Below are 24,992 nucleotides of genomic sequence, written 5' to 3'. Positions count from 1 at the left end.
TTTGAGGCTCAGATGGTTGAGATGCGGCAGGGCTTTGCAGCCCAAATCTCCGAGATCCGGGCTGAACAGCAACGATCTGCCGAGCGCTTTGAGGCCCAGATGGCCGAAATGCGGGCCGAGCAGCAGCGGTCGGCTGAGCGCTTTGAGGCTCAGATGGTTGAGATGCGGCAGGCCTTTGCAGCCCAAATCTCCGAGATCCGGGCTGAACAGCAACGATCTGCCGAGCGCTTTGAGGCTCAGATGGCCGAAATGCGGGCCGAGCAGCAACGATCTGCCGAGCGCTTTGAGGCCCAGATGGCCGAAATGCGGGCCGAGCGGCAGGCTATGGAAGCCCAACTCCAGACCGAAATCCAGGAGATCAGGGCGTTGATCCAACAGAACCAGGAGCGGATTCGACAGAACGAAGAGCGGGGAGACGAGCTGGAGGTGGCCATACAGGAGTGCCGCCGAGATATGCAGGCTGGGTTTGCCGAACTGAGGGAAGCGCAAGCCATGATGATGGAGCAATTTCGGGAGCGCGATGGCCGCCTGATCGAGGCTCAACTCAGCTTTATTCGGGAGATGCGGGAAATGCAACGGGAAGTGGCGGAGCTGCGACTGGATTTTCTCAATCACATGCGCCAATACCACCCACCTGTCGAACGTTAAATGGCTACGGCAGCACCTGGGCGGTCACCTCAGCTTGCGGTCGTAGGGGTAGCGGGGGATGGCTCTGTGGCTTCCTGGGGGATCCCCCACCTTTCCCAAGCCAGGGTTTTGGCAGGAGCCCCTCATCTGCTCCGGCACTTTACCGATCATCCGGCCCGCAAGATCCCGCTCACCGGGCCGGTGGAAAGTTGGATCCCGCTTTTGCAGCAGGAGATGGCTCAGGGATCCCTAGTTTTGTTGGCCAGCGGGGATCCGCTTTTTTTCGGGATCGGGCGGCTGTTGACGGAGTATTTCCCAGCGGAGCGGTTGGCCTTCTATCCGCAGGTGAGCTCGGTGCAGCTGGCCCTGAACCGCCTGCAGATCCCCTGGCAGGAGGCGACCATCCTCAGCCTACACGGGCGGGGAGTGGAGCGGTTGGAAGCCGTTCTCAAGCAGGGATCCCCTGTGATCGTGGTGCTCACCGATCCGGAGCATACACCGACCGTCTTGGCCCAGTTCATTGCCGACCTGCGGCTGCCGGTGCGTTACCAAGCCTGGGTCTGTAGTCAACTGGGATCCCCTCAAGAACAGGTCGTGCCCCTCCAAGAAGGGGAAGACGCCGTTTTCCCCAGCCCCAACGTGGTGGTGCTGCGACGGGTAGAACCGGAGCCAGATCCCCATCGCTGGCCTTTGGTCGGGATCCCGGACGACCAGTTCTACACCTTTCCCGACCAGCCCGGCTTGATCACCAAGCAGCCCATCCGCCTGCTCACCTTAGGATCCCTGCAGCTCCCCCAAGAGGGCGTGGTGTGGGATATCGGTGCCGGCACCGGCTCGGTGGCCATCGAAATAGCCCGCCTCTCTTCTCGGCTCCAGGTCTATGCTGTCGAGCGCAACGCCATGGGCATCTGTCTGATTCGGCGCAACCGGCAACGCTTTGGCCCAGAGAACCTGCAGGTGATCCCGGGAGCAGCCCCCCAAGTGTTGGCCAACTTGCCCGACCCAGATCGGGTGGTGCTAGGCGGCGGCGGCAAAGGGATCCGCGACCTGCTGCCGGTAGTGGAAGCCCGCCTGCGGCCTGGAGGGATCTTAGTGGCCAACTTCGCTACCCTAGAAACCTGCAGTGAAGCCCTGCAATGGCTGCGTTCTCGGGGCTGGCAAGTTCGAGTAGATCACGTTCAGATCTCCCGCTCTGCCGTCCTGGCCGAGGGCACCCGCTTTGCCCCCCTGAACCCGGTTTACCTGCTGCAAGGGATCCCTTCAAATTGGAAAGCCCAGTAAGCCCCCCGTTGCTCTGCTTTCCCTTCTCCCTGTGGGGGAGGGAAAGTTATCCCTCGTCCTCCTCATCGGCGGTGAACCCCGGTCGGTACAGGTAGGCGGAGGAGGGACGGTTGGTCTTCTTGATTTGGTCTTTGATGGATTCCAGGTCGATGTAGCGATCCGCCAAGTTGATCAGTTGATCGCTGGTCATGGAACGCAAGCTGACCACCTCCACTCGTGCCCCTTGGTAGCTGACGGCATTGACCGCGTAGGCCAAGTCTCCATCACCGCTCACCAGCACAGCCGTCTCATACCAGCGCACCAGCGACAGCATATCCACGGCAATTTCCACATCCAGGTTGGCTCTCTTGGATCCATCGGGCAACTGGGTTAGCTCTTTGGTAACCACGCGGTAGCCATTGCGGCGCATCCAGAGCAAAAACCCCTGCTGCTTTTCGTTGTTGCGATCGACGCCGGTGTAGAAAAAAGAGCGCAAAAGGGGCGACCGACCACTCAGCGTCTTCAGCAGGCGGGTGTAGTCGATCTCAATGCCCAGTTGCAGAGCGGCATAGAACAGATTGGATCCGTCGATGAATATGGCCACACGCCCACGGTTGTCCTGCAAGGGATCCGCAGGCTGAAAGCCGGGATCAGGATCAAGACGCAGCATTCGGGTTTTCTTCTCCAAGTTTTGACAAAAGGGCAGAAAAAAGAGGTGTTAAATGGGTTTAATCGCCAATACAGCTCTTTCCGGCAGCACTGACTACAGCTAATGCAGACGCCTCTCTTGTGCGATAGGGATCTTACTGCTTCCCAGAGTGATCTGCAGAATTCCCATGAAGTCGGAAAAAGCCGTAAAAGGGTGCCCCAAGCCCTGGGACACATGATTTACCCTAGCGCAGGAGAGACGATCCCCGGAGAAGATTTCCAAAATCCTAAAGAAAAATACCTACGAAAGGAGAGGCTTTGGGGATGGAGTGCAGGGATGGGCCGGTACCTTACCGCTTTTCGAGCCCCTTGCACAGAGGGGTGCTGCGCAGCCGCTACAAGCGGTTTTTGGCCGATGTGGAGCTGGAAAACGGGCAACAGATCATCGCCCATTGCCCCAACACAGGGCCGATGAGTGGGGTCTGTCAGGTGGGGGCACCTGTGTATCTCTCCCATCACCCAGAGCCGAAACGGAAACTGGCCTACACCTGGGAGATGATCCAGGTGGATGGAGTATGGGTTGGGATCAACACCAGCTTGCCCAATCGCCTGGTGGACTGGGGGCTGGAGCGAGGGTGGTTTCCTCAATTGGCAGGGTTTTCTCGCCGGCAACGGGAGGTGACCTGCGGCAAGAGCAAAATCGACTTTCTGCTGACAGGAGACGCTGGCTCGGCCTATCTGGAGGTGAAGAACACCACCTGGGCCAAGGGATCCCGCGCGCTGTTTCCCGATACGGTGACCACCCGCGGCCAAAAACACTTGGAAGATCTGATCCAGATCCGCCAACAGGGGCAGCGGGCTCTGCTGCTGTACTGGATCAATCGCGCCGATTGCACCGAGTTTGCCCCCGGCGAAGAACGGGATCCCCGCTATGCCCGTCTGTTTCGTGAGGCCCTGCAGGTCGGGGTAGAGATGTTGCCCTATCGGGTCGAGGTTTCGCCGGCAGGGATCCGCCCCTTGGGTTTGGCCAAAATCGTTGTCTAGGCACCCCAAAAGAAGGGGCAAGCTCTCTGGAAACGGCTGGGGATCGCCTATAATTCTGTTTTCTCCAGATTCTTCCATTTTCCAGGCATTTGAGGACCATGAGCGAACCTTCCTCCCGTCCTCATCACATTGTTCTCACCTCCCATCCCTCCCCTTATGGGACGCAAGCCCAGCCGATTCGCTGGGGATCCTTGGATCCACTGCAGCGGGGGCCGGTGGTGGGTAGCCTGACCAATCTTGCCCATCGCAATGTCATCGGCACCCATGCGGGAGCCTACGCTGTCTATCGGGCATTGGCTGTAGCCAGTGGCTCTCTGCAGGCGGATCACCGCGCCGATTTAACCCATACTGCCCCGGTGGTGTCGATTGGCCCTCACCCAAGCTGGGGAGATCCAGACCGGATTGTGTCCTTGGATCCCTGGGGAGCGGTTGTGGGAGAAGTCTTTGCCCCCCTCTATGCCCAGGGCTACGACATTCGTCCCACCATTGCCATTACCCAGGCCCACATCCACATGCCAGAACTGCAGGAGGCGGTCAACAAAGGGCGGTTACGGGTGGATGGCCGGATCCTCAAAGACAACGGCAGCCTGGTGGTCACCAAAGCCGCAATCGAGCCGGTCTGGTACCTGCCGGGGATCGCCAAACGATTGCAGGTGAGCGAAAGCCTGCTGCGCCGCACCCTCTTCGAGCAAACGGGAGGCATGTTTCCAGAATTGGTGACCCGTCCAGACCTATCGGTGTTTTTGCCGCCCATCGGTGGCCAGACGGTGTACATCATCGGGCAAGTGGCCGCCATCACCGACCCGGCTTTGCCCCTGGCGGTGCGGGTTCACGACGAATGCAATGGTTCCGATGTGTTTGGCTCGGATATTTGCACCTGCCGCCCCTACCTGGTGCATGGCATTGAGGAATGCGTTAAGACGGCCCAGGCCGGTGGAGCTGGGGTGATTGTGTACCTGCGCAAAGAAGGCCGCGCCTTGGGAGAGGTGACCAAGTTTTTGGTCTACAACGCCCGCAAGCGCCAGGAAGGAGGGGATCGGGCCGATGCCTACTTCGCCCGTACCGAGTGTGTGGCAGGGGTGCAAGACATCCGCTTTCAGGAGCTGATGCCGGATGTGCTCCATTGGCTGGGCATAACCCGAATCGATCGCCTGATTTCCATGAGCGACCTCAAGTATCGAGCCATCACCAACTCCGGCATTGAGGTTCTGCAGCGGGTGCCCATCCCAGAAGAGCTGATCCCGGCGGATGCCCGTGTGGAGATCGAGGCCAAAAAAGCTGCCGGCTACTACACTGAGGGTGAGGTGCTGGATGCGGAGCGGCTGGCCCAAATCCGAGGAAGAGCCTTGGTGGAGTGAGCGGGATCCCTCATGCAAGTGGCCACCTGGAATGTCAACTCCATTCGCACCCGGCTGCCTCAGGTTTTGGCTTGGCTGGACAGCCAGGGATCCCTGGATGTGCTCTGCCTGCAGGAGACCAAGGTGGTAGATGAGGACTTTCCCCGGACGGCTTTTCAGGAGCGGGGCTTTCATGTGGAGGTCTACGGGCAAAAGTCCTACAACGGTGTGGCTCTGATCAGCCGGGATCCCCCGGAAAAAGTGGAACGGGGGTTTGGTGCGCTGTTGCCTGCGGCGGCAGATTTGGACGAGCAAAAGCGGCTGATGAGCGCCATCTACCGCGGGATCCGTATTCTCAACCTTTATGTGCCCAACGGTTCTGAGGTGGGATCGGAAAAATACGCCTATAAATTGCGCTGGCTGGCCACACTGAAGGATTACCTCGCGGTTGCCCTGAGCCAAGGGGATCCCATCCTGCTCTGCGGGGACTTTAACATTGCCCTGGAAGATCGGGATATTTACGATCCTCAAAAAGCGGGAGAAATCATGGCTTCCGAACCGGAGCGACAAGCCCTGCGGGAGATCCTGGCTTTAGGGTTTGAAGATGCGTTTCGCAGGTTCACCCCAGATCCCGGCCATTTTAGCTGGTGGGACTATCGCTCGGGGGGGTTTCAAAGGAATCGCGGCTGGCGCATTGATCATCATTATCTGTCTCGTGAGCTACAGGAGAAAGCCACCGCTTGCTGGATCGATGTTGAGCCACGGCGGGCCGAAAAACCCAGCGATCATGCCCCTGTCATTGTTGCCCTGGATATTTAAGCGCCTTGTTATAGTCATTTCAAGCTAGGTTGAGACACTCCCCAAACGCTCCCTGCCACTGCCTTCACCCCTTCTCTCAGAGGAAGAGGGGAGCCAGGCGGAAATGTTTCATTCCTGTTTAAATGACCATAACAGCTCATACCAACCAGCCATCCAATTAAAATGGAGCGGCCTCTTCGAGAATTTTCAGCAGGTGTTGCCGCTGTTCTGAGCTGAGGACCTGTCGCATTTCCAGAACTGCCTCAAAACGTTTGGCATTTACTTCTTGGCTTAGCTGTTGTACCCGCTGAAATTGAGCTGCCACTTCTGACTCAGGGGCATCGCCGACCAGCAACTCCCGCAATCGACCGCGGGCTGCCCTCAACTCCAAAATGCGCTCCAACAACTCTTCCTGTTTGCGGTGGCGGATCTGCTGCAATTGCCGCAACTGCTCGTCGGAGAGGTTCAGCTCCCGCAAATTGCGAGCAAAGGGGCGGCGCAAATCCATCATTCGCAGGGGGCGGGGTTGGCCCATCACCGGTTCACCCAGGGATCCCAGGTAGAGTGGCAAAATGGGGATCCAAATCCAAGCATTTCTCATGGTTCTTTGCAGGCTTTTTCTAAGAATCTGACCAAGAATCTGACCAAGGTCTCAGAAGTCTCAGCGGTGTAATGGTCAATGAAGGGGGATATTCGTGAGGCTGATGGATTTAGGATCCCTCTGGATCGCGTTCTATCCACCAAGTTTCGGTTTCTGTTCCCTCTGGGCTCAGCAAGCTTCCCCAAGTGCTCACCAAAAAACTTTCTAGGGCTTCGGTCTCCTGGGCCACCACCTGTACCTGCCAGCGCTGATAGCCAATCCAGCCCAGCAAAGTGCCCGCCAAAAGGGAGATGCCAACCCAACGCCAAGGGTGCTTGAGCCGGCCATGAAGTGGATGAGTCGCCACAACTTGAAGGATCTGCTCCTCCAGCCCAGAGGCCGCAGGGGGAGGGAGGGGGCGATATTGACGCAAAAAGTGGCGCAGCCGCTCTTCTTCAAGGGGGTTGGGGTGCTCACTCATGGGGTAATGCCCTCCTGAAGTAGGTGTTGACGGATGGTGGCACGGGCGTGAAACAGCCGGGACTTCACCGTTCCCACCGGGATCCCTAAAATCTCGGCGATTTCTTTCTGGGGCAGATCTTCTAGGTCGTGCAGAATCAGAACCATTCTGTGTTCAGGGCTAAGCTGAGCCATGCTTTGCTGTAGAGCCTGTTGGTAGTGCAAGTGCATCAGGTCGGGGCCAGGGTGAGCGATATCCGATCCGAGGGCCAGGTTTTGGGTTTGGGAGTGTTGCCGGGCGCAGCGCCGTCGCTGATCTGAGGCCACATTCCAGCAGATGCGATACAGCCAAGTGGAAAACTGGGCCGAGCCGCGAAACCGAGGCAACCCTTTCCAGGCACGAATAAACACTTCCTGTACCAGGTCATCCAAAAGATCGGCTCCACACAAGGGATAGAGGATATTCCGTACCGACTGCTGGTATTTGCGGTAGAGTTGGCGAAAGCTCTGGCTGTTGCCGTTGAGGCAGCGCTGGATCAGCTCCCAATCGGATGTATCCTTTGCCGCCTGCACAAGACCGGACTCCCTTGTTCTCGACCTTGCCTTGTCTGACTCTCAATGTCCCCGAAAGGTTCAAAGGATCCCTGCCTGCGATGGCCCTCCACTTCCCGCCAAGATACCGGCATCTTCTGATTGCCGTTTTCCCTCGAAGGATGCTCGCCAGCAGGTATTCCTCTTGCCTATTCGCACTTTCTCAATCCCAACTCTATTGGATTCTATCGGATCATCGACCTACAATTCCAATAACACCAAAAAAGGGAATGAAAAGCTAATCTTCATAGCTGCCTGGCCATGACCAAAACAACTCAAATAACCGATAAACCCGATCTGTTTGGATTCCTCTATCGTCACCCGACGCTCACCCTTGCCATTCTGTTGGGGCCACCTCTCATTTGGTTGCTGGTCTTTTACTTGGGGCCGCTGCTGGCGCTGCTGCTGCAAAGTTTTTATCATCTGGATCCCTTTACCGGCCTGATCCTGAGAAAGTTTACTTTGGCCACCTATCGAGAGCTGCTCACTCCGGCCAATGTGGATATCTTTGTCCGCAGCTTGACTATGGCTTTGGCAGTCACTTTGGCTGCCATTGTGTTGGCTTTTCCTCTGGCCTATACCATGGTCAGACTGGCCTCTCCTCGCTGGAAGGGCTTTTTGTATTTGTTGGTGCTCCTACCGCTTTGGTCTAGTTATTTGATTCGGGTTTATGCCTGGAAGTTGATCTTGGCTAAAGAAGGGATCCTTACCTATCTACTCACCCATGTGGGCCTACAGGGCTGGGTGGAAAAGATTTTGCAGTTGCCCGGGATCGGTGGGCCATCGCTGGCCGTATCCAACTTGGGTATTTTCTTGGTGTTTCTCTATGTTTGGCTGCCCTATATGATTCTGCCGATCCAGGCGGCTTTGGAGCGAGTGCCTGATAGCTTAATTGAGGCTTCTGCAGATTTGGGAGCTCAGGGTTGGCAAACGTTCCGCCATGTTACTCTTCCCCTCGCCTTGCCAGGGATCCTGGCCGGGTCGGTCTTCACCTTTTCCTTAACGCTAGGAGATTTTGTGGTGCCTTATTCTCTGGGCAATTCCAGCTATTTCATCGGGCAGGCAGTTCTCGCCTTTCAGGGCACCTCTGGCAACATTCCCTTGGCGGCAGCCTTCACGGTTGTGCCGATGGGGATCATGACCGTCTATCTGCTAGTGGCCAAGCGGCTGGGGGCTTTTGAATCGGTGAGCTGACCCGATCAAGGATTTTTCCAACACATGAGGAGCCAACTGAGCTAGGCTGATAAGTGTTAACGAATGTATCGGGCTGTCCCTATGGTGCTCTTTGGCTTTGGCAAACTTGGCAAGAAACTGTCCCTGCCCAAACCGGAAGAAGCCTTGCCGGGCCGGGCCGAGCCGATGGTGATCGTGAATCGGCATTTTGTCAATGGCCATCCGCTGCAGCCGCCTTTTCCCGAGGGCATGGAGCTGGCCATGTTCGGCATGGGCTGCTTCTGGGGGGCAGAGCGCAAGTTTTGGCAGGTGCCAGGGGTGTTCAGCACAGCGGTGGGCTACGCTGGCGGGTTTACCCCCAACCCCACCTACGAAGAGGTCTGTACTGGCCTGACTGGCCACAACGAGGTGGTGCGGGTGGTTTACGACCCAGCTCAGGTCAGCTATGCCCAACTGCTGAAGGTGTTTTGGGAAAATCACGACCCTACCCAGGGGATGCGCCAGGGCAATGATGTGGGCACCCAATACCGCTCCGGCATCTATGTGTATTCTCCGGCGCAGCGGGAGCTGGCGGAAAAAACCCGCGATCTCTATCAGCAGGCCCTAACGGCCCACGGCTACGGCCAGATCACCACCGAGATCTTAGACGCGCCTGAGTTTTACTACGCCGAAGACTACCACCAGCAATATCTGGCCAAGAATCCGCGCGGCTACTGCGGCCTGGGGGGCACTAAGGTTTGTCTGCCAGAGATCCTCACCGAGCCCGTCTGATCCACACCCTGACGGATCAAAAGATCCGGCGGGAATGGGATCCCCGCTCAAGGAACTCCCTAGCCACTAGGGTTACCACCGCCAGCAAGGAGAGCACCACCGCCGCCGCATAGGCTGAGCCGGTGGCATAACTGCGGTAGGCATCTTCCACGAACAAGGGCAAGGTCTGGGTGCGGCCAATGATGTTGCCGGAAACCACAGCCACAGCGCCGAACTCCCCCATGGCGCGGGCATTGGTCAAGATGACGCCGTACAGAAGGCCCCAGCGGATGTTGGGCAGGGTGATTCTCCAGAAGATCTGCCAGGGGGTCGCCCCCAGCGTTTTGGCGGCTTCTTCCTGGTCGGTGCCTGCCTCCTCCAACACCGGCAACACTTCCCGCGCCACAAAAGGAAGGGTGATGAAAGCCGTTGCCAACACAATGCCCGGAAATGCAAAGATAACCCGCAAGTTCCAGGATCCCAGCCAACCCTGACGCCCGAAGATGAGCACCAGCATTAGGCCGGCCACCACCGGGGAAATGGAAAAGGGCAAGTCGATCAGGCTCAGCAGCAGCGCCCGCCCCGGAAAACGCCGGTGGGCAATGGCCAAGGCGGCACAGAGGCCGAAAAAGGTATTGAGGGGCACAACGACCAGCGCCGTCAGCACCGTCAACCGCAGGGCACTGAGCAACTCCCGCTCCGTCAGGCGATGGAGAAAGGCTGGGATCCCTTCTCGAAACGCCTGATAGAAGATGTTCACCACCGGGATCCCCAGCAGCAGCGCGATGTAAAGCCCGACGATCCCGATCAACAGGCCCGACAGCCATGTTGAGGGCTTCGGTTTGACACCTGCTACCTCGTCAGGTTTCATGGCGACTTCCCCAGGCTTGCAGAAGGTTAATTACCACCAGCGACAGGAAAGAGATCCCCAACATCACCGTTCCGATCACGGTTGCCCCAGCATAGTCGTGTTGTTCCAGCCGCTGAATCACCAGCACCGCCGCAATCAAGTCCCGAAAGGGAATGCTGGAAGCAATGATCACCACAGAGCCGTATTCCCCCACGGCGCGGGAAAACCCTAGGGCTACCCCGGTGAGCACCGCCGGCAGAATCTGGGGCAGCACCACGCGCCGGAAGGTCTGAAAGCGGGAAGCCCCCAAACTCCAGGCTGCCTCTTCCACATCTTTCTCCAGCTCCTGCAACACCGGCTGCACCGTCCGCACCACAAAGGGAAAAGAAATAAACAGCATCGCCACCCCCACCCCCAAGCGGGTAAAGGAGATGCGGATCCCCAAGGGGGCCAAAAGGGATCCAATCCAGCCGTTGCTGCTGTAAACCGTTGCCAGGGTGAGGCCGGCCACGGCGGTGGGCAAAGCAAACGGCAGATCGATCAACCCCTCGAGAAGCTTTTTGCCGGGGAAGGCGTAGCGCACCAGCACCCAGGCAGTCAGGGTGCCCATCACGCCGTTGATCAGAGCCGCCAGCAACGCGGTTACAAAAGTAACTTCATAGGCGGAGAGGGCCACGGGATCCGTCGCGATCCGCCAAAACTCCGCCCAGCCCACGCTGCTGGACTTGGCAATCAAGGCAGCCAGCGGCAGAATCAACATCAAGAAGAGATAGCCCAGGGTCAGCCGCCACGGCCAAGACAGTTGAGACAAAGCTTGCAGCAACGTTTCTCAAGCTCCCACCGGCATTGCGGTCATCTCGGTTTTTTTGACGGGAAAGGCTTTCACCACCTTGGGGCGCACATAGACCTGCTGCCCCACCTGCAGGGGTTGGTTGGCATATTGCTCGCGGCTGAGATGGGCCCACAGGGATCCGCCATCGCTAAGAATCAGCTCCGCCTGAATCTCCCGACCCAGGTGGATGATCTCCTTAACGCGGGCAGAAACACCACTGCTGCCGGGGTTGACCTCAATCTGCACATCGTGGGGGCGCAAAAAAAGCTGATGCGGGCCGGCCTGCACCTCGGGAAGCTGGCAAAAGAGTTGGGAGCGGGGAGAAAGCTCGTTGACCGGGCCGACAAAGCTCATCACAAAGGGTGTAGCTGGATGGTCATAGATTTCTGCCGGGGATCCCACCTGTTCGATCCGCCCCTGGTTCATCACCACGATCTGATCCGCCACCTCCATGGCTTCCTCTTGATCATGGGTTACAAATACCGTTGTCACATGCACCTCATCGTGCAGGCGCCGCAACCACTTGCGCAGCTCTTTGCGGACTTTGGCATCCAGGGCCCCAAAGGGCTCATCCAACAGCAACACCTGCGGCTCCACCGCCAAAGCGCGGGCTAGGGCCACCCGCTGCCGCTGCCCCCCAGAGAGTTGAGAGGGGTAGCGATCCCCGAACCCCGATAGCTGCACCAGCTCCAACAGCTCATCCACTCGCGCCCGGATCTCGGCCCGTGAAGCCTTGCGGATCTCCAAGCCAAAGGCGATGTTCTGCCGCACCGTCATGTGCTTGAACAGGGCGTAGTGCTGAAAAACAAAACCAATGTTGCGCTCCTGGACGCTGGCATGGGTGGCATCCCGCCCGGTGAGGGAAATCCGCCCCGTATCCGGCTTTTCTAGGCCGGCAATCAGGCGCAGCAGGGTGGATTTGCCAGAACCCGACGGCCCCAAGAGGGCAACCAGGGATCCCGTGGGAATGGTGAGATCGGTGGGGTGAAGGGCCTGAAACTGCCCAAAACGCTTCGATACCCCTTCGATGGTGATACCCATAGGTTCTGCCTAGCTAGTGGTTTGCCTGAGAAGTTGCTGGATGGTTGCCGGCTGAGTCTTCTGGAGAGGGTGAGGGAAGTTAAACCCGCGGCTAATCTACGGTAAACCTGTCGACAAACCGTTGATACAGCTCCCAGGATAACTTGAACGGGGATCCAAAACAAGGGAGACTCCCTACAACTGAGCTTGGATGCGGTCAAACAAGGCCCCATCGGCAAAAAAGCGGCTTTGGACAACCTCCCATCCGCCCAGGTCGGCGACGGTAACCCGCTTCTCAACAGGAGGGTACCGCCAGGCAAACTCTTGGGCCACCGTCGGCTCCACCGGGCGAAAGCCCACCTCGGCAAAGGCCCGCTGCGCTTCTGGGGTGAATAGGTAGTCCACAAAGGCTTCGGCCACGGCACGGGTACCTTTGCGATCCACATTGGCATCCACCACGGCTACGGGGTTGTCGATGGAAATGTTGGGATCCGGCACCACATAGAACAGGGATTGGCCGCGCAAGCCCGCCAGGATCACCTCATGTTCGTAGGTGAGCAGGGCATCCCCTTGCCCTTTTTGGAAAAAAACATCGGTGGCCTCTCGTGAGTCCCGCGGCAAAATGCGGACATTCTTGTAGACCTGGGTGGTGAAGGCCAGAGCCTGGGGTTCAGGGACAGCGCTCCAGAGGGCTAAAAAGTTCCAGCGGGCGCCCCCTGAGGTCTTGGGGTTGGCGGTAACCACCTGCAAGCCGGGCCGAGCCAGATCTTGCCAAGAGCGGATCCCCTGGGGGTTGCCTTCCCACGTCACAATCACCGCCACCGAGCGGGTGACGATCCCTTGGTTGGGGGTACGGGCTTCCCATCCCGGCTGGATGAGACCCGCAGCCACGAGGCGCTCCACATCCAAAGCCAGGGCCAAGGCCACCACATCGGCATCCAGCCCGTCAATAACTGCCCGCGATTGCGTTGCTGAGCCGCCGTAGCTGCTTTCTACGCGCACTCGTTGCCCCGTTTTAGCCAGCCAGTGGGCCTCAAAGGCAGGAACGATTTTCCGGTAAGCGTCTCGAGTTACCGCAAAGGAGGCCAGGAGAATCGCTACTTCCTCTCTGGATCCCCCTGAGCCCATACCGCTGACACAACCACTGAGGCCAAGAAGAAGGCCAAAAATTAGGGATCCCATCCCCAGCCACCGCCCCATGCTCACCGGCAGCCTGCGGATCCCGGCCCCAACTCTCCCAGACCAGACCACCTCGATTGCTGAGGGGATCCCCCATTTGTTCGCAGGTGTCCCTTCAGTGTTCATAGCAATCCCCAAAAACTTCTCCTCCTCCTCAGAGGGAGTCCGCCCTCACCCCCAACCCCCCTCCCAAAAGGGGAGGGGACAAGCGCCAGGACTCTTCCCGTCTTATTCTACGGTAAGCCAGTCGGTAAACCGTTTTTAGTTCTCTGGGGATCTCTAGGGGGAGCAGGTGGCGAGGATTGGCGGATCGGAGATTAAAGCCAGAGCAGCCTTGAGGATCCCGGGATCCTCTGGAGAAGGGCGCAACTGAAACCCCAGCCGCTGACACAGGCGGCGCATGGCCTCGTTTTCGCAAAGAACCTCGCCGGTGAGGTGCTGGATCCCTTCGCAGCGGGCCACCTGAATGAGGCGGGTCAACAGCTCTGTGCCAATCCCTTGCCGTTGGTAGGGATCCGCCACCAGCATGGCAAACTCTGCTTCTTGGGGAAAGCCATGTTTTCTGGAGAGGCGGCTGATGCCGAGGATTAAGGACTTCGTCCCGCTGACGCGATTGGCCTCTGGCTCCTGTTTTTCTGCTACTAAGGCAATCTCGCGGTCGTAATCGTTAAAGCAAATGCGGGTAAGGCGCTCGTGGGCGATGCGGGCGCTGTATTTGATCGGGTGGAAGTAGCGCAGATAGACGCTGTAATCGGAGACGTGGCGGTGAAAATCGATCACCAAAGGCTCGTCTTCAGGGCGAATGGGGCGAATGGTGATGCCGTCCCGGAAGCTCCAGATGTACTGGGTGGGATAGGGGCGGATGGCCAAGGGCACCTGGGGATCCTGCTCGGTTCGCAAAATGACGCGGGCATCCAAAGCCAGCAGGCCCTCGCTGGAAGCCAGCAGCGGATTGATGTCGATCTCTTTAATCTCCCGCTGCTCGGCCACCAGTTGGCTAAAGCGCACCAAGAGCTGTTCCAGGGCCTCCAGATCGACGGCTGGGCGTCCGCGCACCCCCCTGAGGGCTTTGTAGATGAGGGTGTTTTCCATCAGACGCCGGGCCAAGGTGGTGTTGAGGGGGGGAAGGCCAATGGAGCGATCCTGAAACACCTCCACCAGTTGTCCGCCACTGCCAAACAGCAACACCGGCCCAAACTGGGGATCCTGGCTGCTCCCCAGGATCAGCTCATAGCCATCCGTGTCCACCATCGGCTGCACCGTGACCCCCTGGAAGTGCTCCGGCCCCGCTTTCTCGCTGACGTTGCGGAGGATTTGCCCGAAGGCCCGGCGCACCGCCTCAGCATCGGGCAGGTTGAGCTGCACGCCGCCCACATCGGTTTTGTGGGTGAGGGTGTGGGAGTAGAGCTTCACCACCACTGGGTAACCCATGGCCTCGGCAGCTTCCACTGCTGCTTCGGGGCTCTCGGCCACCCGCGTCGGCACCACGGGGATCCCGTAGGCGGCCAGGATTTCCTTAGATTCGACCTCCGTGAGAAGCGTGCGGCCTTCCCGCCTCGCCTGGGCAAGGGTTTGCTGCACTTTTTCCTGCTCCACTGGCCTGGTGGGAGCCAGGGTGGGGGTTTCGTAGAGGGCCTTGAGGTTGTCACTAAAGCGCCACAGATGGCTAAACACCCGCGCCGCTTGATCCGGGTAGCGGTAGGTGGGGATCCCGGCTTGGTTGAGGATGTGCTCGCCCGCATCCACGCCAGCTCCCCCCATCCAACTGGCCAGAATGGGCTGCCGGGATCCGCTGCGCCGCCAGGTCTCCACCACTTTCTCAGCCGTGCGGGTGGGATCCGTCATGGCTTGGGGGGTGAGGATGACCAGACAGCCCTGGCTGCCGGGATCTTGCAACACCACTTCCAAAACTTGGGCAAAGCGCCCCGGATCTGCGTCCCCCAAAATATCAATGGGATTGCCGTGGCTCCAGTGGGGGGGCAAGATCTGGTTAAGCTGCTCCAGGGTTTGGGGAGAAAGCTCGGCCAGGGATCCCCCGGCGCGAATGAGGGCATCGGTGGCCAGCACCCCTGGCCCGCCGGCATTGGTGAGGATGGTCAGGTGAGGGCCCTGAGGACGGGGCTGTTTGGCCAGCACCTCCGCCAGGTCGAAGAGATCTTCAATGTGATCCACCCGCAGCACGCCGCAACGGCGGAAGGCCGCATCCAACACTGCGTCGCTGCCGGTGAGGGAGCCCGTGTGGGAAGCGGCTGCTTGGGCTGCCGCCTGGGTGCGCCCCGCCTTGATGACAATGATGGGCTTGCTCAGGGCCACCTCTCGGGCCGCGGACAGAAAAGAGCGAGCATCCCCGATGGATTCCATGTACAAGACAATGCTGTGGGTATGGGGATCCTCGCCCAAGTAGTCGATTAAGTCTCCCCAGCCCACATCCAGCATCGATCCCAGAGAGATAAAGGCGCTGAAGCCCACATTTTCCTGCAGGCTCCAGTCCAGGATCGAGGTGCACAGGGCCCCACTTTGGCTGATGAAGCCCACATTGCCGGGCCGGGCCATCTGGGCAGCAAAGGTGGCGTTTAAGCCCGTGTGGGGGTTTTGGATCCCCAGGCAGTTGGGGCCAATCAAGCGCAGCTTCCCAAGGACTCCGTCCCGCTGACGCGATTGGATAGTCTGCTGAATTTGCTTCTCCAGCTCCCAGCCAGCAGGGCCCGTTTCCTTGAAGCCTGCTGAAAGAACAATGGCGCCCTTGACCCCGGCTTCTACGCACTCCTGCACCACCTCGGGCACCCCCGCTGCCGGAATGGCGATAATGGCCAGATCCACCGGCTCCGGCAGAGCGGACAGCCGCTCGTAGGCCCGGATCCCCAACACCTGGTGCCGCTTGGGATTGACCGGGTAAACCGTGCCGCCAAAGGGGTGGCTAATGAGGTTCCACAACACCGTCCGCCCCACGCTGCCCTCCCGCTCCGTGGCCCCCACCACCGCCACCGAACGGGGCAGAAAAATGGGATTCAGGGGATGGGATCGGGCCCTCCAGATATCCACACTGGGATCCAGTCGTTGCCACATACCCTACTCCTTAGGCCAACACTGGTTCCGGCTGGTGGTAGAGGGCAGAATCCACCCGGCAGCCCCGATAGGCCAAAACGTACAGCTCCTTCATGTCTTGAATGAGGGGATAGCGGGGGTTGGCGCCGGTGCATTGGTCGTCAAAGGCTTGCTCCGCCATCGCCTCCAGGCGGTCGTAAAACTCCCGCTCTTTCTCCCCCAGGGCCTCGCGAATGGTGGCCGGGATCTCCAGTTTCCGCTTGAGTTCTTCGATGGCCTCGATGAGGCGCATGACCTTTTCATCGTCATCCGCCCCGCCCAACTGCAGGTAATCGGCAATTTCCGCGTAGCGGTGCTTGGCGTTGGGATAGCGGTATTGGGGAAAAATGGCCTGCTTAAAGGGGGCGTCGGTGGCGTTGTAGCGGATGACGTGGGTAATCATCAGGGCATTGGCCAGGCCGTGGGGCAGATGGAAGGTGGATCCCAGCTTGTGGGCCAGGGAGTGGCACACCCCCAAAAAGGCGTTGGCAAAGGCCATGCCGGCAATGGTGGCGGCGTAGTGGACTTTTTCCCGTGCTTCGGGATCCTCGGCGCCCTTCTCGTAGGCCCGCGGCAGGTAGGTCATCAGGAGCTTGATGGCCTGCAGGGCCAGCCCATCGGTAAAGTCGCTGGCCATCACCGACACATAGGCTTCCAGAGCATGGGTGAGGGCATCGATGCCGCCGTAAGCCGTTAGCTTCTTGGGCATCTTTAAGGTGAGATCCGGATCCACAATGGCCATGGTGGGGGTGAGGGCGTAGTCCGCCAGCGGGTATTTGATCCCCACCCGGTCATCGGTCACTACGGCAAAGGGCGTCACCTCGGATCCCGTGCCGGAAGTGGTGGGGATGCAGATGAGCTGAGCTTTTTGCCCCAGTGGCGGCAGCTCGTAAACCCGCTTGCGGATGTCCATAAAGCGCATCGCCAAGCCTTCAAACTCCACCTGGGGCTGCTCGTACATCAGCCACATCACCTTGGCCGCATCCATCGGGGATCCCCCGCCGACCGCGATGATCACATCCGGTTGAAACTGGCGCAACTGCTCCAGACCGCGATTGACGTTGCTGAGGGTGGGATCCGGCTCTACATCGTGGTACACATCCCAGCTCACGCGAATCTCATCCAAAACCTGGGTGATGGGATGCAATATGCCCAACTCAAAGAGCGGCTTATCGGTCACCAAAAAGGCGCGTTTTTTGCCGGCCAATTCCCGCAGAGCAATGGGTAGACATCCGGGCTTGAAGTAAATCTTGGGCGGGATCCGAAACCAGAGCATGTTTTCCCGACGTTGGGTTACCGTTTTAATGTTGAGCAGGTGGCGCGGCCCCACATTGTCGGAGACAGAGTTGCCCCCCCAAGTGCCACAGCCCAAAGTCAGAGAGGGATCTAGCTTGAAGTTGTAGAGATCCCCAATGGCCCCTTGTGAAGAGGGAGTGTTGATCAAGACTCGACCGGTTTGCAGGGCATTTTCAAAGTAGGCAATATCGTCCCGATTGGCGGGATCTGTATACAAAACAGAGGTGTGTCCCCGCCCGCCGAAATTGACCAGTTGAACAGCAACATCTACGGCGCTGTGGAAATCGTTGGCGCGGTAGAGGGCCAGAACAGGGGCCAATTTTTCGTATGAGAAGGGCTCCTCCGGCCCCACCTTCTCCACTTCCCCAATCAGCAGTTTGGTGCCTTCGGGTACCTGGATACCGGCCAGGGCAGCGATGGTCTGCACCGACTGGCCCACAATGGCCGGATTGAGGCGACCGTCTTTGAGAAGGATGCGGCGCACGGCTTCGATTTGTTCCGGATCCAAAATGTAGGCCCCCCGATGGCCGAACTCGGCCTTGACCTGCTCGTAGATGGCATCCACCACCACCACTGCCTGTTCTGAGGCACAGATCATGCCGTTGTCGAAGGTCTTGCTCAACAAAATCGAGCTGACAGCCATGGGAATATCGGCACTGGCATCGATCACTGCCGGGGTATTGCCCGCTCCCACCCCCAAAGACGGGTGGCCCGAAGAGTAGGCCGCTTTGACCATGCCAGGCCCGCCGGTAGCCAAGATCAGCTTCACCTCAGGATGCTGCATCAAAGCCTGGGACAGCTCGATGGTGGGCTCATCGATCCAGCCAATGAGCCCCACGGGAGCACCCGCTGCCTCGGCGGCTTCCTTAACCACTTTGGCTGCGGCAATAGTACATTTTTTGGCGCGGGGATGAGGGGAAAAGATAATGCCGTTGCGGGTTTTGAGGGTGATCAGAGCCTTGAAAATTGTCGTCGAGGTAGGGTTGGTTACCGGCACAATACCTGCCAAAAGCCCTACTGGTTCAGCAATGCGCTCGTAGCCAAAGCTCTCATCCCGCTCGATAACCCCGCAGGTTTTCTCGTGTTTGTATTTGTTGTAAATGTATTCCGAGGCAAAGTGATTTTTGATCACCTTGTCCTCCACAATACCCATGCCGGTTTCCTGTACCGCCAGCTTGGCCAACGGGATCCGTTCGTTGTTGGCAGCCAGAGCGGCTCTGTGAAAAATCCGGTCTACCTGTTCTTGGGTGAAAGTTGCATATTCCGCTTGGGCAGCCTTCACCTGCTGGATCAAGGTTTCCAGCTCGGCTAGATTGGTTACTGGCATCGGTGGATCCCTCCAAAACTCATCAAGACTTAGACGATAGGAACAATTGACAATCGGATAGTTGGAAATAGTCGAATAACCCGAATGGCAATCTAGGCGCCAACAGGAGCAGGAACTTGGATTTCGGTGGTCAGGGTGGGGGGATGGGTGAGCGTATTGTGAATGATGCAGGCATCAACTGCTTTTTCCAGCCCCTTTTGATGCCTTCCGTCCAGCGGGATCCCAGTTTTTACACGAATGTGAATGTTATCTAGGCGAGCCGGATGCTCAACTTTCTCCGCCGTGACCACCACAGCCAACCCACTGGGATCCAACTGCCGAGCTTCCAGATATTTGACGGCATAAAAACCAACACAGGCGCCCAGAGAAGCCAGAAACCATTCCGGCGGCGTCATTCCCTGATCTCGACCGTGATTGTCCAAAGGCTGGTCGCTGAGAATGCGGTGCCCTCGGCTTTCCGCTTGGAACTGAACACCATCGCGGTAGGTGACGCAAACTTCCATTGGGGATCCCTCCTCTTGGGGTATTCTTCAGTTCACATAGAGTCCGTAAAGTTAGCCTGGGGATCAACTTGGATTCCGGTCAACTCAGGGCTGGTCTGGAGACGGTGCAGAGATTAACTGTGAATCACTTCGGATCTAAGCGTGACCTGGCTATGCTGACCCAAGCCGCAACTGCAGAATTGTCAAATAGCCACCAGTCCTTGATCCCGAAAGATTTGTAAGGCGTGATTCACCTGTTCGGGTGTGGGTGGATCGACATCGGCAAGGGTGTAAGGCAATCCCAATTGCTGCCATTTGTATTCCCCCATCTTGTGAAAGGGCAAAACTTCCACTCGCTCCACGTTGGATAAGGTGGCCACAAACTCGGCCAGACCCTTAATGTTTTCCTCGGGATCCGTCAAGCCGGGAACCAGCACAAAACGAATCCAGGTAGGCTTGTGGATCTGGTCTAAATAGCGGGCCAGATTAAGAGTGGGTTCTAGCGAAACGCCGGTAACCTTTCGATACAGCTCCGGCAGATAAGACTTGATATCCAGCAACACCAAATCTGTATGCTCCAACACAGGCTTGGCTGCTTCCAGTTGCCCATAGCCAGAAGTATCCAAAGCCGTGTGCAAGCCCAACTCATGACAGCGACGGAAGATCTCAGCTACAAAGGTGGGTTGCATTAAAGGCTCTCCCCCGGTAGCCGTAACTCCCCCCCCTCGCAAGTAATTCTTGTAACGTTGGATCTCGGCAATTAAAGACTCAACCGTAACAAGCTGTCCCGCCTCCGGATCCCGACAGTCAGGGTTGTGGCAATACAAACAGCGAAGTGGACAACCCTGTGTAAAAATTACGAAGCGGATTCCTGGCCCATCGACGGTGCCACAGGTTTCCACCGAGTGAATGCGCCCAGCAATTGGTGTCAGGGGGTTCATAACGGTATCCATACTTTTATCCTGGATGACTTTTGCAAAATATCAATCAATCTTGAGGTTTTCTTCCAGATTGCTAACTCAGGTTAAATAGAACACAGTTTCCATTTCTCTTTGGATTAGGTTGGGACTAGATTTTTTTAGATCCCTAGGGTCTTTTAGCTAGACCGCTGCTATCCTGGCTGGAAGGGAGAAAGGGGGATAAAAAGCCGAAAGGGCAGCTTGGGGATCCCACCCAGCTCAGACCGATGGGTCGTGTGGGCTAGGCACGGAGGTATCCACCGTGATGCCGTGCAGGCGGTGGGCCTTGGGATCAAAATCCTTCGGGAAATGGGTATAGGCATCGAAATCTGCGTGATCCAACAAGGCTCCTTCTAAGAGCGCCCCTCGGAAATTGCTGCCAAAGAGGAGACATCCCCGCAGATCGGCTCCCGATAGGTTAGCTCCGCTGAAGTCGGCAAAACTGAGATCGCACCCCCGCAAATTGGCCCCCGCCAAGTTGGCCCCACTGAAATCGGCATAGCTGAGATCGGCGCCAGCCAAATGGATCCCCTGCAGCTCAGCCCCCTGCAAATCGATCTCCCGAAAATCGCGCCGTCCTGAGGCATACTGGCTGACCAGATCCGCAGCGCTACAAACAGTCATGATCATCGGGCCTCCTCGGTTATCGATGGGGGATCCCTTCCATCGACCCCGGTATGGGCGGACTTCAGGGATCCCCAGGCTGGTCTTTTAGCAGTGTTGATGGAACGTGCGGTTAATGACATCCAGTTGCTGCTCGCGGGTGAGCTTGATGAAGTTCACCGCATAGCCGGAAACCCGGATGGTGAGCTGTGGGTAGAGCTCCGGGTGCTCCATGGCATGCAGCAGGGTCTCGCGGTTGAGAACATTGACGTTGAGGTGGAAACCGCCATCCCGCATGTAGCCATCCAGCAGCCCCACTAGATTGGCAACCCGCTCCTCCGCTGTGCGACCTAGGGCCGCCGGCACAATCGAGAAGGTGTTGGAGATCCCATCCAGAGCGTCGTCGTAGGGCAGCTTGGCCACCGAAGCCAGCGACGCCACCGCCCCCTTGGTGTCCCGGCCGTGCATGGGGTTGGCCCCTGGGGCAAAGGGTTCGCCCGCTCGCCGCCCATCGGGAGTATTGCCGGTTTTCTTGCCGTAGACCACGTTGGAGGTGATGGTGAGGATGGACTGGGTGGGCACCGCATTGCGGTAGGTCTTGTGCTTGCGCAGCTCGGCCATGAAGGTCTGCACCAGTTGCACCGCAATGGAGTCAACTCGGTCGTCGTTGTTGCCGTATTTGGGGAAGTCGCCCTCCACCGCGTAATCCACCACTAGGCCCCGCTCATCCCGGATGGCCCGTACCCGCGCGTATTTGATGGCGGATAGGGAGTCGGCTGTTACCGACAGGCCGGCCAACCCAAAGGCCATGGTGCGCAGCACGTCCCGGTCGTGCAGGGCCATCTCCAGGCGCTCGTAGCAGTACTTGTCGTGCATGTAGTGGATGATGTTCATGGTGTTGACGTAGGTTTTGGCCAGCCAGGCCATCATCTGCGCCATGCGCGGCCACACCTCGTCGTAGTCCAGGACATCGGCGGTGATGGGGGCGAAAGCAGGAGCCACCTGCTCGCCGGAGATCTCATCCCGACCGCCGTTGATGGCATAGAGCAGGCACTTGGCCAAGTTCACCCGCGCTCCAAAAAACTGCATCTGCTTGCCGATGCGCATGGCCGACACACAGCAGGCGATGCCGTAGTCATCCCCCCAGTAGGGGCGCATCAAGTCGTCGTTTTCGTACTGGATGGAGCTGGTTTCAATGGAGACCTTGGCGCAGTAGCGCTTGAAGGCTTCCGGCAGCCGCTCCGACCAGAGCACGGTCAAGTTGGGCTCTGGCGCCGGCCCCAGGTTGTAAAGGGTGTGCAGCATGCGGAAGCTGGTTTTGGTGACCAAAGGCCGCCCATCCAGGCCCATGCCGCCGATGCACTCGGTAACCCAGGTGGGATCCCCGCTGAATAGCTCGTTGTACTCGGGCGTGCGCAAAAACCTGACCATGCGCAGCTTCATAACAAAGTGGTCAATGAGCTCCTGGGCCTCTTCCTCGGTGAGGATCCCGGCCTGCAGATCCCGCTCGATGTAGATGTCCAGGAAGGTGGACACCCGCCCCAAGGACATGGCCGCCCCGTTTTGCTCCTTGACGGCTGCCAGGTAGGCCAGGTACAGCCATTGGATGGCTTCGCGGGCGTTGGCTGCCGGACGGCCCAGGTCAAACCCGTAGCGGGATCCCATCTCTTTCAGCTCTTGTAGGGCCTTAATCTGCTCGGAGAGCTCCTCCCGCAGGCGGATGGTCTCTTCGTCCATCGTGTCCAGGTCTAGACTGGCTTTTTGGGCCTGCTTGTCTTCGATGAGCCGATCCACCCCGTAGAGGGCCACCCGCCGGTAGTCCCCAATGATGCGACCCCGACCGTAGGCATCGGGCAGGCCGGTGATGATCCCGGAGCGGCGGCAGCGGCGCATCTCTTCGGTGTAAGCATCAAAAACGCCGTCGTTGTGGGTTTTGCGGTACTGGGTAAAAATTTCCTTGGTGCGGGGATCCAGCTCGTAGCCATAGGCTTTGAGGGAAGACTCCACCACGCGGATGCCGCCAAAGGGCATGATGGCCCGCTTCAGGGGTTTGTCCGTCTGCAGCCCCACAATTTGTTCCAGCTCTGGGTCGATATAGCCAGGGGCGTGGCTGGTGATGGTAGAGGGAACGGCAGTATCGGCATCTAGGATCCCTCGCTCTCGCTCCAGAGCCATCAAATCCTTGACCTTGGCCCACAGCCGCTGGGTGCGCTCGGTGGCTGCAGCTAAGAAGGTTTCATCACCGGTGTAGGGGGTGTAATTGCGCTGAATAAAGTCTCTGACATCGATGCAGCGCTGCCAGGCTCCCGTTGCAAAATCGCTCAAAACTTTTTGACCGGCTGCGTTGGATCCTGTCCTTGGTTCCGCCTTCAATTCTGTAGGTGATGCTACAGAACGCTGCACACTGGCAACCATAACCATCCTCCCGGCTATTACGCCTGATAATCTATCGACAGGGCGAGGCAGCACCCCGGCCTTTGCCCCACGCAGGCTCTAAAAGAGAGCTAAAGAACCAATAGATCTCTGCAAGGCTTATAGGGATCCTACGAAGGGCTTTTAGCAACTCTTCTGTTTCTTTTTTAGGCGTTCTAAATACACCTCGCCTGATTTAATTTTAGTCCCTTGCGCTCTGAGGATATTTTCGGTTGCGTGATTTTTTAATCTTATTTTCATCCTATTTTTTAATGCTGTTTTAATATCTTCTTAACGTTGTTTTACGCTTTTCCATCGGCAAATGGCGGGCCTATGCTGAGGTAGGACGGCCCAGGTCGTCTGTTGCCGTGAGAACGTCAGGATACTCGGCCTTTGCCTTAGCAGTGCCTTGCTCTATGAACCAGTCCAATCGAATCGTCCAAGGGATCCATCACCTGCACTTCTATCTTTGGGATCTGCCCTGTTGGCAGGAACACTTTTGTCAGGTTTGGGGCTTCCGAATGGAAGGACAGCTCGGCAGTACCCTCTGTCTGCGTCAGGGATCCCTGCGCTTGCGCCTGTCTCAGCCTGCTTGCCCTGGGGATGAGGTGGATCGCTATTTACAGCAACATTCCCCTGGCGTGGTGGATGTGGCCTTGGCGGTGGAGGAGCAAGAGCTGTTGGGCTTGGCAGAGCTTTTGCAGAGGCGAGGAGCCCAAGTGGAGTGGATCCCGGCAGAAGACGAAGGCTGCCCTGCTCTGTGCCTGCGCACTCCTTATGGACTCAGGCATTCTTTGATCCCCAGCTCAGGGATCCCCGATTCAGCCCCTGCTGAGGAGAACCTGTTTTCCCACTGGGATCACCTGGTATTGAACGTGGAGCAGGGATCCCTGCAGGCAGCGGCGGATTGGTATGAGCAGGTGCTGGGTTGGCGGTCTCTGTATCGCTATAGCATCCGCACCAACACCTCTGGCCTAGAAAGTGTGGTGGTGGGAGATCCTGAAGCCGGGATCCAGTTGGCCATCAACGAGCCCACCTGTGCCGCTTCCCAGATCCAGGAGTTTTTGGATGCCCATCATGGCCCTGGCCTGCAACATGCGGCGTTGCACAGCTCAGATGTCTTCGCCAGTGTGCGCCGGCTGCGACAGGGAGGCGTAAACTTTCTGCAGGTGCCACCGGAGTACTACACAAACCTGGCAAGGGAGCTGGCTTCTGGAGCAATACTCCGTTCTGGTGGGTTGCCCCCCGCCATCTCCTGGCACGACTTGGTGGAGCAGCAGCTCCTTTTGGATGCCACCTTGCCTGCTTCTGATTCCCCACACCCCCCCCTGTTGTTGCAAACCTTCACTCAGCCTCTGTTTGGTCGGCCCACGTTTTTTTTCGAGGTCATCCAACGGTTGGGTGGAGCCACAGGCTTTGGCGAAGCCAACTTTCAAGCCCTGTTTGAAGCTCTAGAACGCCAACAGCGACAACGGCAGCAAGCCCTGGTCTGCTAACACCCTTGAGCACCAGGGGAATGTCTCCAGTTAATCAACACGATTGATTGCCCCTGAGTTTCCAGCCAATATTCGGGTATGCGGAAGGCGTTGACATCCTCCCCGGCCTGAAGGCCGGAGATTCCTACCACGCTGCGCATGGATGGCTCCTTGCGCAGTCGTCTCGGCGGGTTCCTGCTTCCGAC

22 protein-coding genes are annotated in these 24,992 nt (G+C 58.2%); 8 read left to right on the top strand and 14 right to left on the bottom strand.

Annotated elements, in window-relative coordinates; genetic code table 11:
• Both ACVWXZ_RS12410 and cbiE read left to right on the top strand, forming a co-directional pair.
• Positions 1-648: hypothetical protein (locus tag ACVWXZ_RS12410; protein WP_457482573.1), on the top strand; the 648-nt coding region annotated here is incomplete at its 5' end.
• Positions 649-1,908, top strand: coding sequence for a precorrin-6y C5,15-methyltransferase (decarboxylating) subunit CbiE (gene cbiE, locus ACVWXZ_RS12405; protein ID WP_457482572.1), 1,260 nt, complete (start codon positions 649-651; stop codon positions 1,906-1,908).
• 46 nt (positions 1,909-1,954) lie between these two features.
• Here the strand turns inward: cbiE and ACVWXZ_RS12400 are convergent, their stop codons facing one another.
• Positions 1,955-2,557: a LabA-like NYN domain-containing protein gene (locus tag ACVWXZ_RS12400; RefSeq protein WP_414332504.1), complete on the bottom strand. Its 603-nt coding sequence runs from the start codon at positions 2,555-2,557 to the stop codon at positions 1,955-1,957.
• A gap of 302 nt (positions 2,558-2,859) precedes the next feature.
• On the opposite strand from ACVWXZ_RS12400, the gene sfsA reads away from it, so the two are divergent.
• The 3 genes from sfsA to xth all read left to right on the top strand — a co-directional run bounded on the left by sfsA (position 2,860) and on the right by xth (position 5,735).
• A complete protein-coding gene (gene sfsA, locus ACVWXZ_RS12395) occupies positions 2,860-3,579 on the top strand; it encodes a DNA/RNA nuclease SfsA (protein WP_457482571.1) in 720 nt (239 codons plus the stop codon).
• Positions 3,580-3,677: 98 nt separating this feature from the next.
• Positions 3,678-4,937: a GTP cyclohydrolase II gene (locus ACVWXZ_RS12390; protein WP_457444726.1), complete on the top strand. Its 1,260-nt coding sequence runs from the start codon at positions 3,678-3,680 to the stop codon at positions 4,935-4,937.
• A 12-nt stretch (positions 4,938-4,949) separates the two neighbouring features.
• Entirely contained in the window at positions 4,950-5,735 is a 786-nt protein-coding gene (gene xth / locus ACVWXZ_RS12385) for an exodeoxyribonuclease III (RefSeq protein WP_414416310.1), read from the top strand.
• Between the two features lie 157 nt (positions 5,736-5,892).
• Here xth and ACVWXZ_RS12380 read toward each other — a convergent pair whose 3' ends face one another.
• The 3 genes from ACVWXZ_RS12380 to ACVWXZ_RS12370 form a co-directional block, all read right to left on the bottom strand.
• Positions 5,893-6,315 carry a Spy/CpxP family protein refolding chaperone gene (locus ACVWXZ_RS12380; protein ID WP_414343944.1) on the bottom strand — a complete coding sequence of 141 codons (423 nt, stop codon included), beginning with the start codon at positions 6,313-6,315 and terminating at the stop codon, positions 5,893-5,895.
• A 109-nt stretch (positions 6,316-6,424) separates the two neighbouring features.
• Positions 6,425-6,775 (bottom strand): hypothetical protein, encoded by a 351-nt coding sequence (locus ACVWXZ_RS12375; protein WP_457482570.1) that lies wholly within the window; start codon positions 6,773-6,775, stop codon positions 6,425-6,427.
• Positions 6,772-7,326 (bottom strand): sigma-70 family RNA polymerase sigma factor, encoded by a 555-nt coding sequence (locus tag ACVWXZ_RS12370; protein WP_414416307.1) that lies wholly within the window; start codon positions 7,324-7,326, stop codon positions 6,772-6,774. Before ACVWXZ_RS12370 ends, ACVWXZ_RS12375 begins: the two co-directional genes overlap by 4 nt.
• 279 nt (positions 7,327-7,605) lie before the next feature.
• Between ACVWXZ_RS12370 and ACVWXZ_RS12365 the strand changes: the two genes are divergently transcribed.
• Both ACVWXZ_RS12365 and msrA read left to right on the top strand, forming a co-directional pair.
• Positions 7,606-8,538 (top strand): ABC transporter permease, encoded by a 933-nt coding sequence (locus tag ACVWXZ_RS12365; RefSeq protein WP_457404102.1) that lies wholly within the window; start codon positions 7,606-7,608, stop codon positions 8,536-8,538.
• A gap of 81 nt (positions 8,539-8,619) precedes the next feature.
• Positions 8,620-9,288, top strand: coding sequence for a peptide-methionine (S)-S-oxide reductase MsrA (msrA, locus tag ACVWXZ_RS12360; RefSeq protein WP_414330118.1), 669 nt, complete (start codon positions 8,620-8,622; stop codon positions 9,286-9,288).
• Between the two features lie 16 nt (positions 9,289-9,304).
• Here msrA and cysW read toward each other — a convergent pair whose 3' ends face one another.
• From cysW to pflB, 10 genes are all read right to left on the bottom strand, one after another.
• The gene (gene cysW / locus ACVWXZ_RS12355) at positions 9,305-10,138 is read right to left on the bottom strand and encodes a sulfate ABC transporter permease subunit CysW (RefSeq protein ID WP_414350068.1); all 834 of its coding nucleotides are present in this window, start codon (positions 10,136-10,138) and stop codon (positions 9,305-9,307) included.
• Positions 10,128-10,940 (bottom strand): sulfate ABC transporter permease subunit CysT, encoded by an 813-nt coding sequence (gene cysT / locus ACVWXZ_RS12350; protein WP_011431904.1) that lies wholly within the window; start codon positions 10,938-10,940, stop codon positions 10,128-10,130. Before cysT ends, cysW begins: the two co-directional genes overlap by 11 nt.
• A gap of 6 nt (positions 10,941-10,946) precedes the next feature.
• A complete protein-coding gene (locus ACVWXZ_RS12345; RefSeq protein ID WP_414343938.1) occupies positions 10,947-11,990 on the bottom strand; it encodes a sulfate/molybdate ABC transporter ATP-binding protein in 1,044 nt (347 codons plus the stop codon).
• A 174-nt stretch (positions 11,991-12,164) separates the two neighbouring features.
• The gene (locus ACVWXZ_RS12340) at positions 12,165-13,169 is read right to left on the bottom strand and encodes a sulfate ABC transporter substrate-binding protein (protein ID WP_457440368.1); all 1,005 of its coding nucleotides are present in this window, start codon (positions 13,167-13,169) and stop codon (positions 12,165-12,167) included.
• 258 nt (positions 13,170-13,427) lie between these two features.
• Positions 13,428-16,214 (bottom strand): bifunctional acetate--CoA ligase family protein/GNAT family N-acetyltransferase, encoded by a 2,787-nt coding sequence (locus ACVWXZ_RS12335; protein WP_457440357.1) that lies wholly within the window; start codon positions 16,212-16,214, stop codon positions 13,428-13,430.
• Positions 16,215-16,224: 10 nt separating this feature from the next.
• Positions 16,225-18,855 (bottom strand): bifunctional acetaldehyde-CoA/alcohol dehydrogenase, encoded by a 2,631-nt coding sequence (gene adhE / locus ACVWXZ_RS12330; RefSeq protein WP_457482569.1) that lies wholly within the window; start codon positions 18,853-18,855, stop codon positions 16,225-16,227.
• Between the two features lie 92 nt (positions 18,856-18,947).
• Positions 18,948-19,358: an OsmC family protein gene (locus ACVWXZ_RS12325; protein ID WP_414389091.1), complete on the bottom strand. Its 411-nt coding sequence runs from the start codon at positions 19,356-19,358 to the stop codon at positions 18,948-18,950.
• A 182-nt stretch (positions 19,359-19,540) separates the two neighbouring features.
• A complete protein-coding gene (pflA, locus tag ACVWXZ_RS12320; RefSeq protein WP_414415746.1) occupies positions 19,541-20,290 on the bottom strand; it encodes a pyruvate formate-lyase-activating protein in 750 nt (249 codons plus the stop codon).
• 225 nt (positions 20,291-20,515) lie between these two features.
• Entirely contained in the window at positions 20,516-20,926 is a 411-nt protein-coding gene (locus ACVWXZ_RS12315; RefSeq protein ID WP_457388059.1) for a pentapeptide repeat-containing protein, read from the bottom strand.
• Positions 20,927-21,007: 81 nt separating this feature from the next.
• The gene (pflB, locus tag ACVWXZ_RS12310) at positions 21,008-23,314 is read right to left on the bottom strand and encodes a formate C-acetyltransferase (RefSeq protein WP_457482568.1); all 2,307 of its coding nucleotides are present in this window, start codon (positions 23,312-23,314) and stop codon (positions 21,008-21,010) included.
• A 413-nt stretch (positions 23,315-23,727) separates the two neighbouring features.
• Between pflB and ACVWXZ_RS12305 the strand changes: the two genes are divergently transcribed.
• Positions 23,728-24,807 (top strand): VOC family protein, encoded by a 1,080-nt coding sequence (locus ACVWXZ_RS12305; protein WP_457440364.1) that lies wholly within the window; start codon positions 23,728-23,730, stop codon positions 24,805-24,807.
• Positions 24,808-24,992 lie beyond the last annotated feature (185 nt).

The organism is Thermostichus sp. MS-CIW-38, assembly GCF_054058415.1.
Note: the sequence above shows the minus strand (reverse complement) of the source record. Positions and strands in the feature narration are given on the sequence as shown.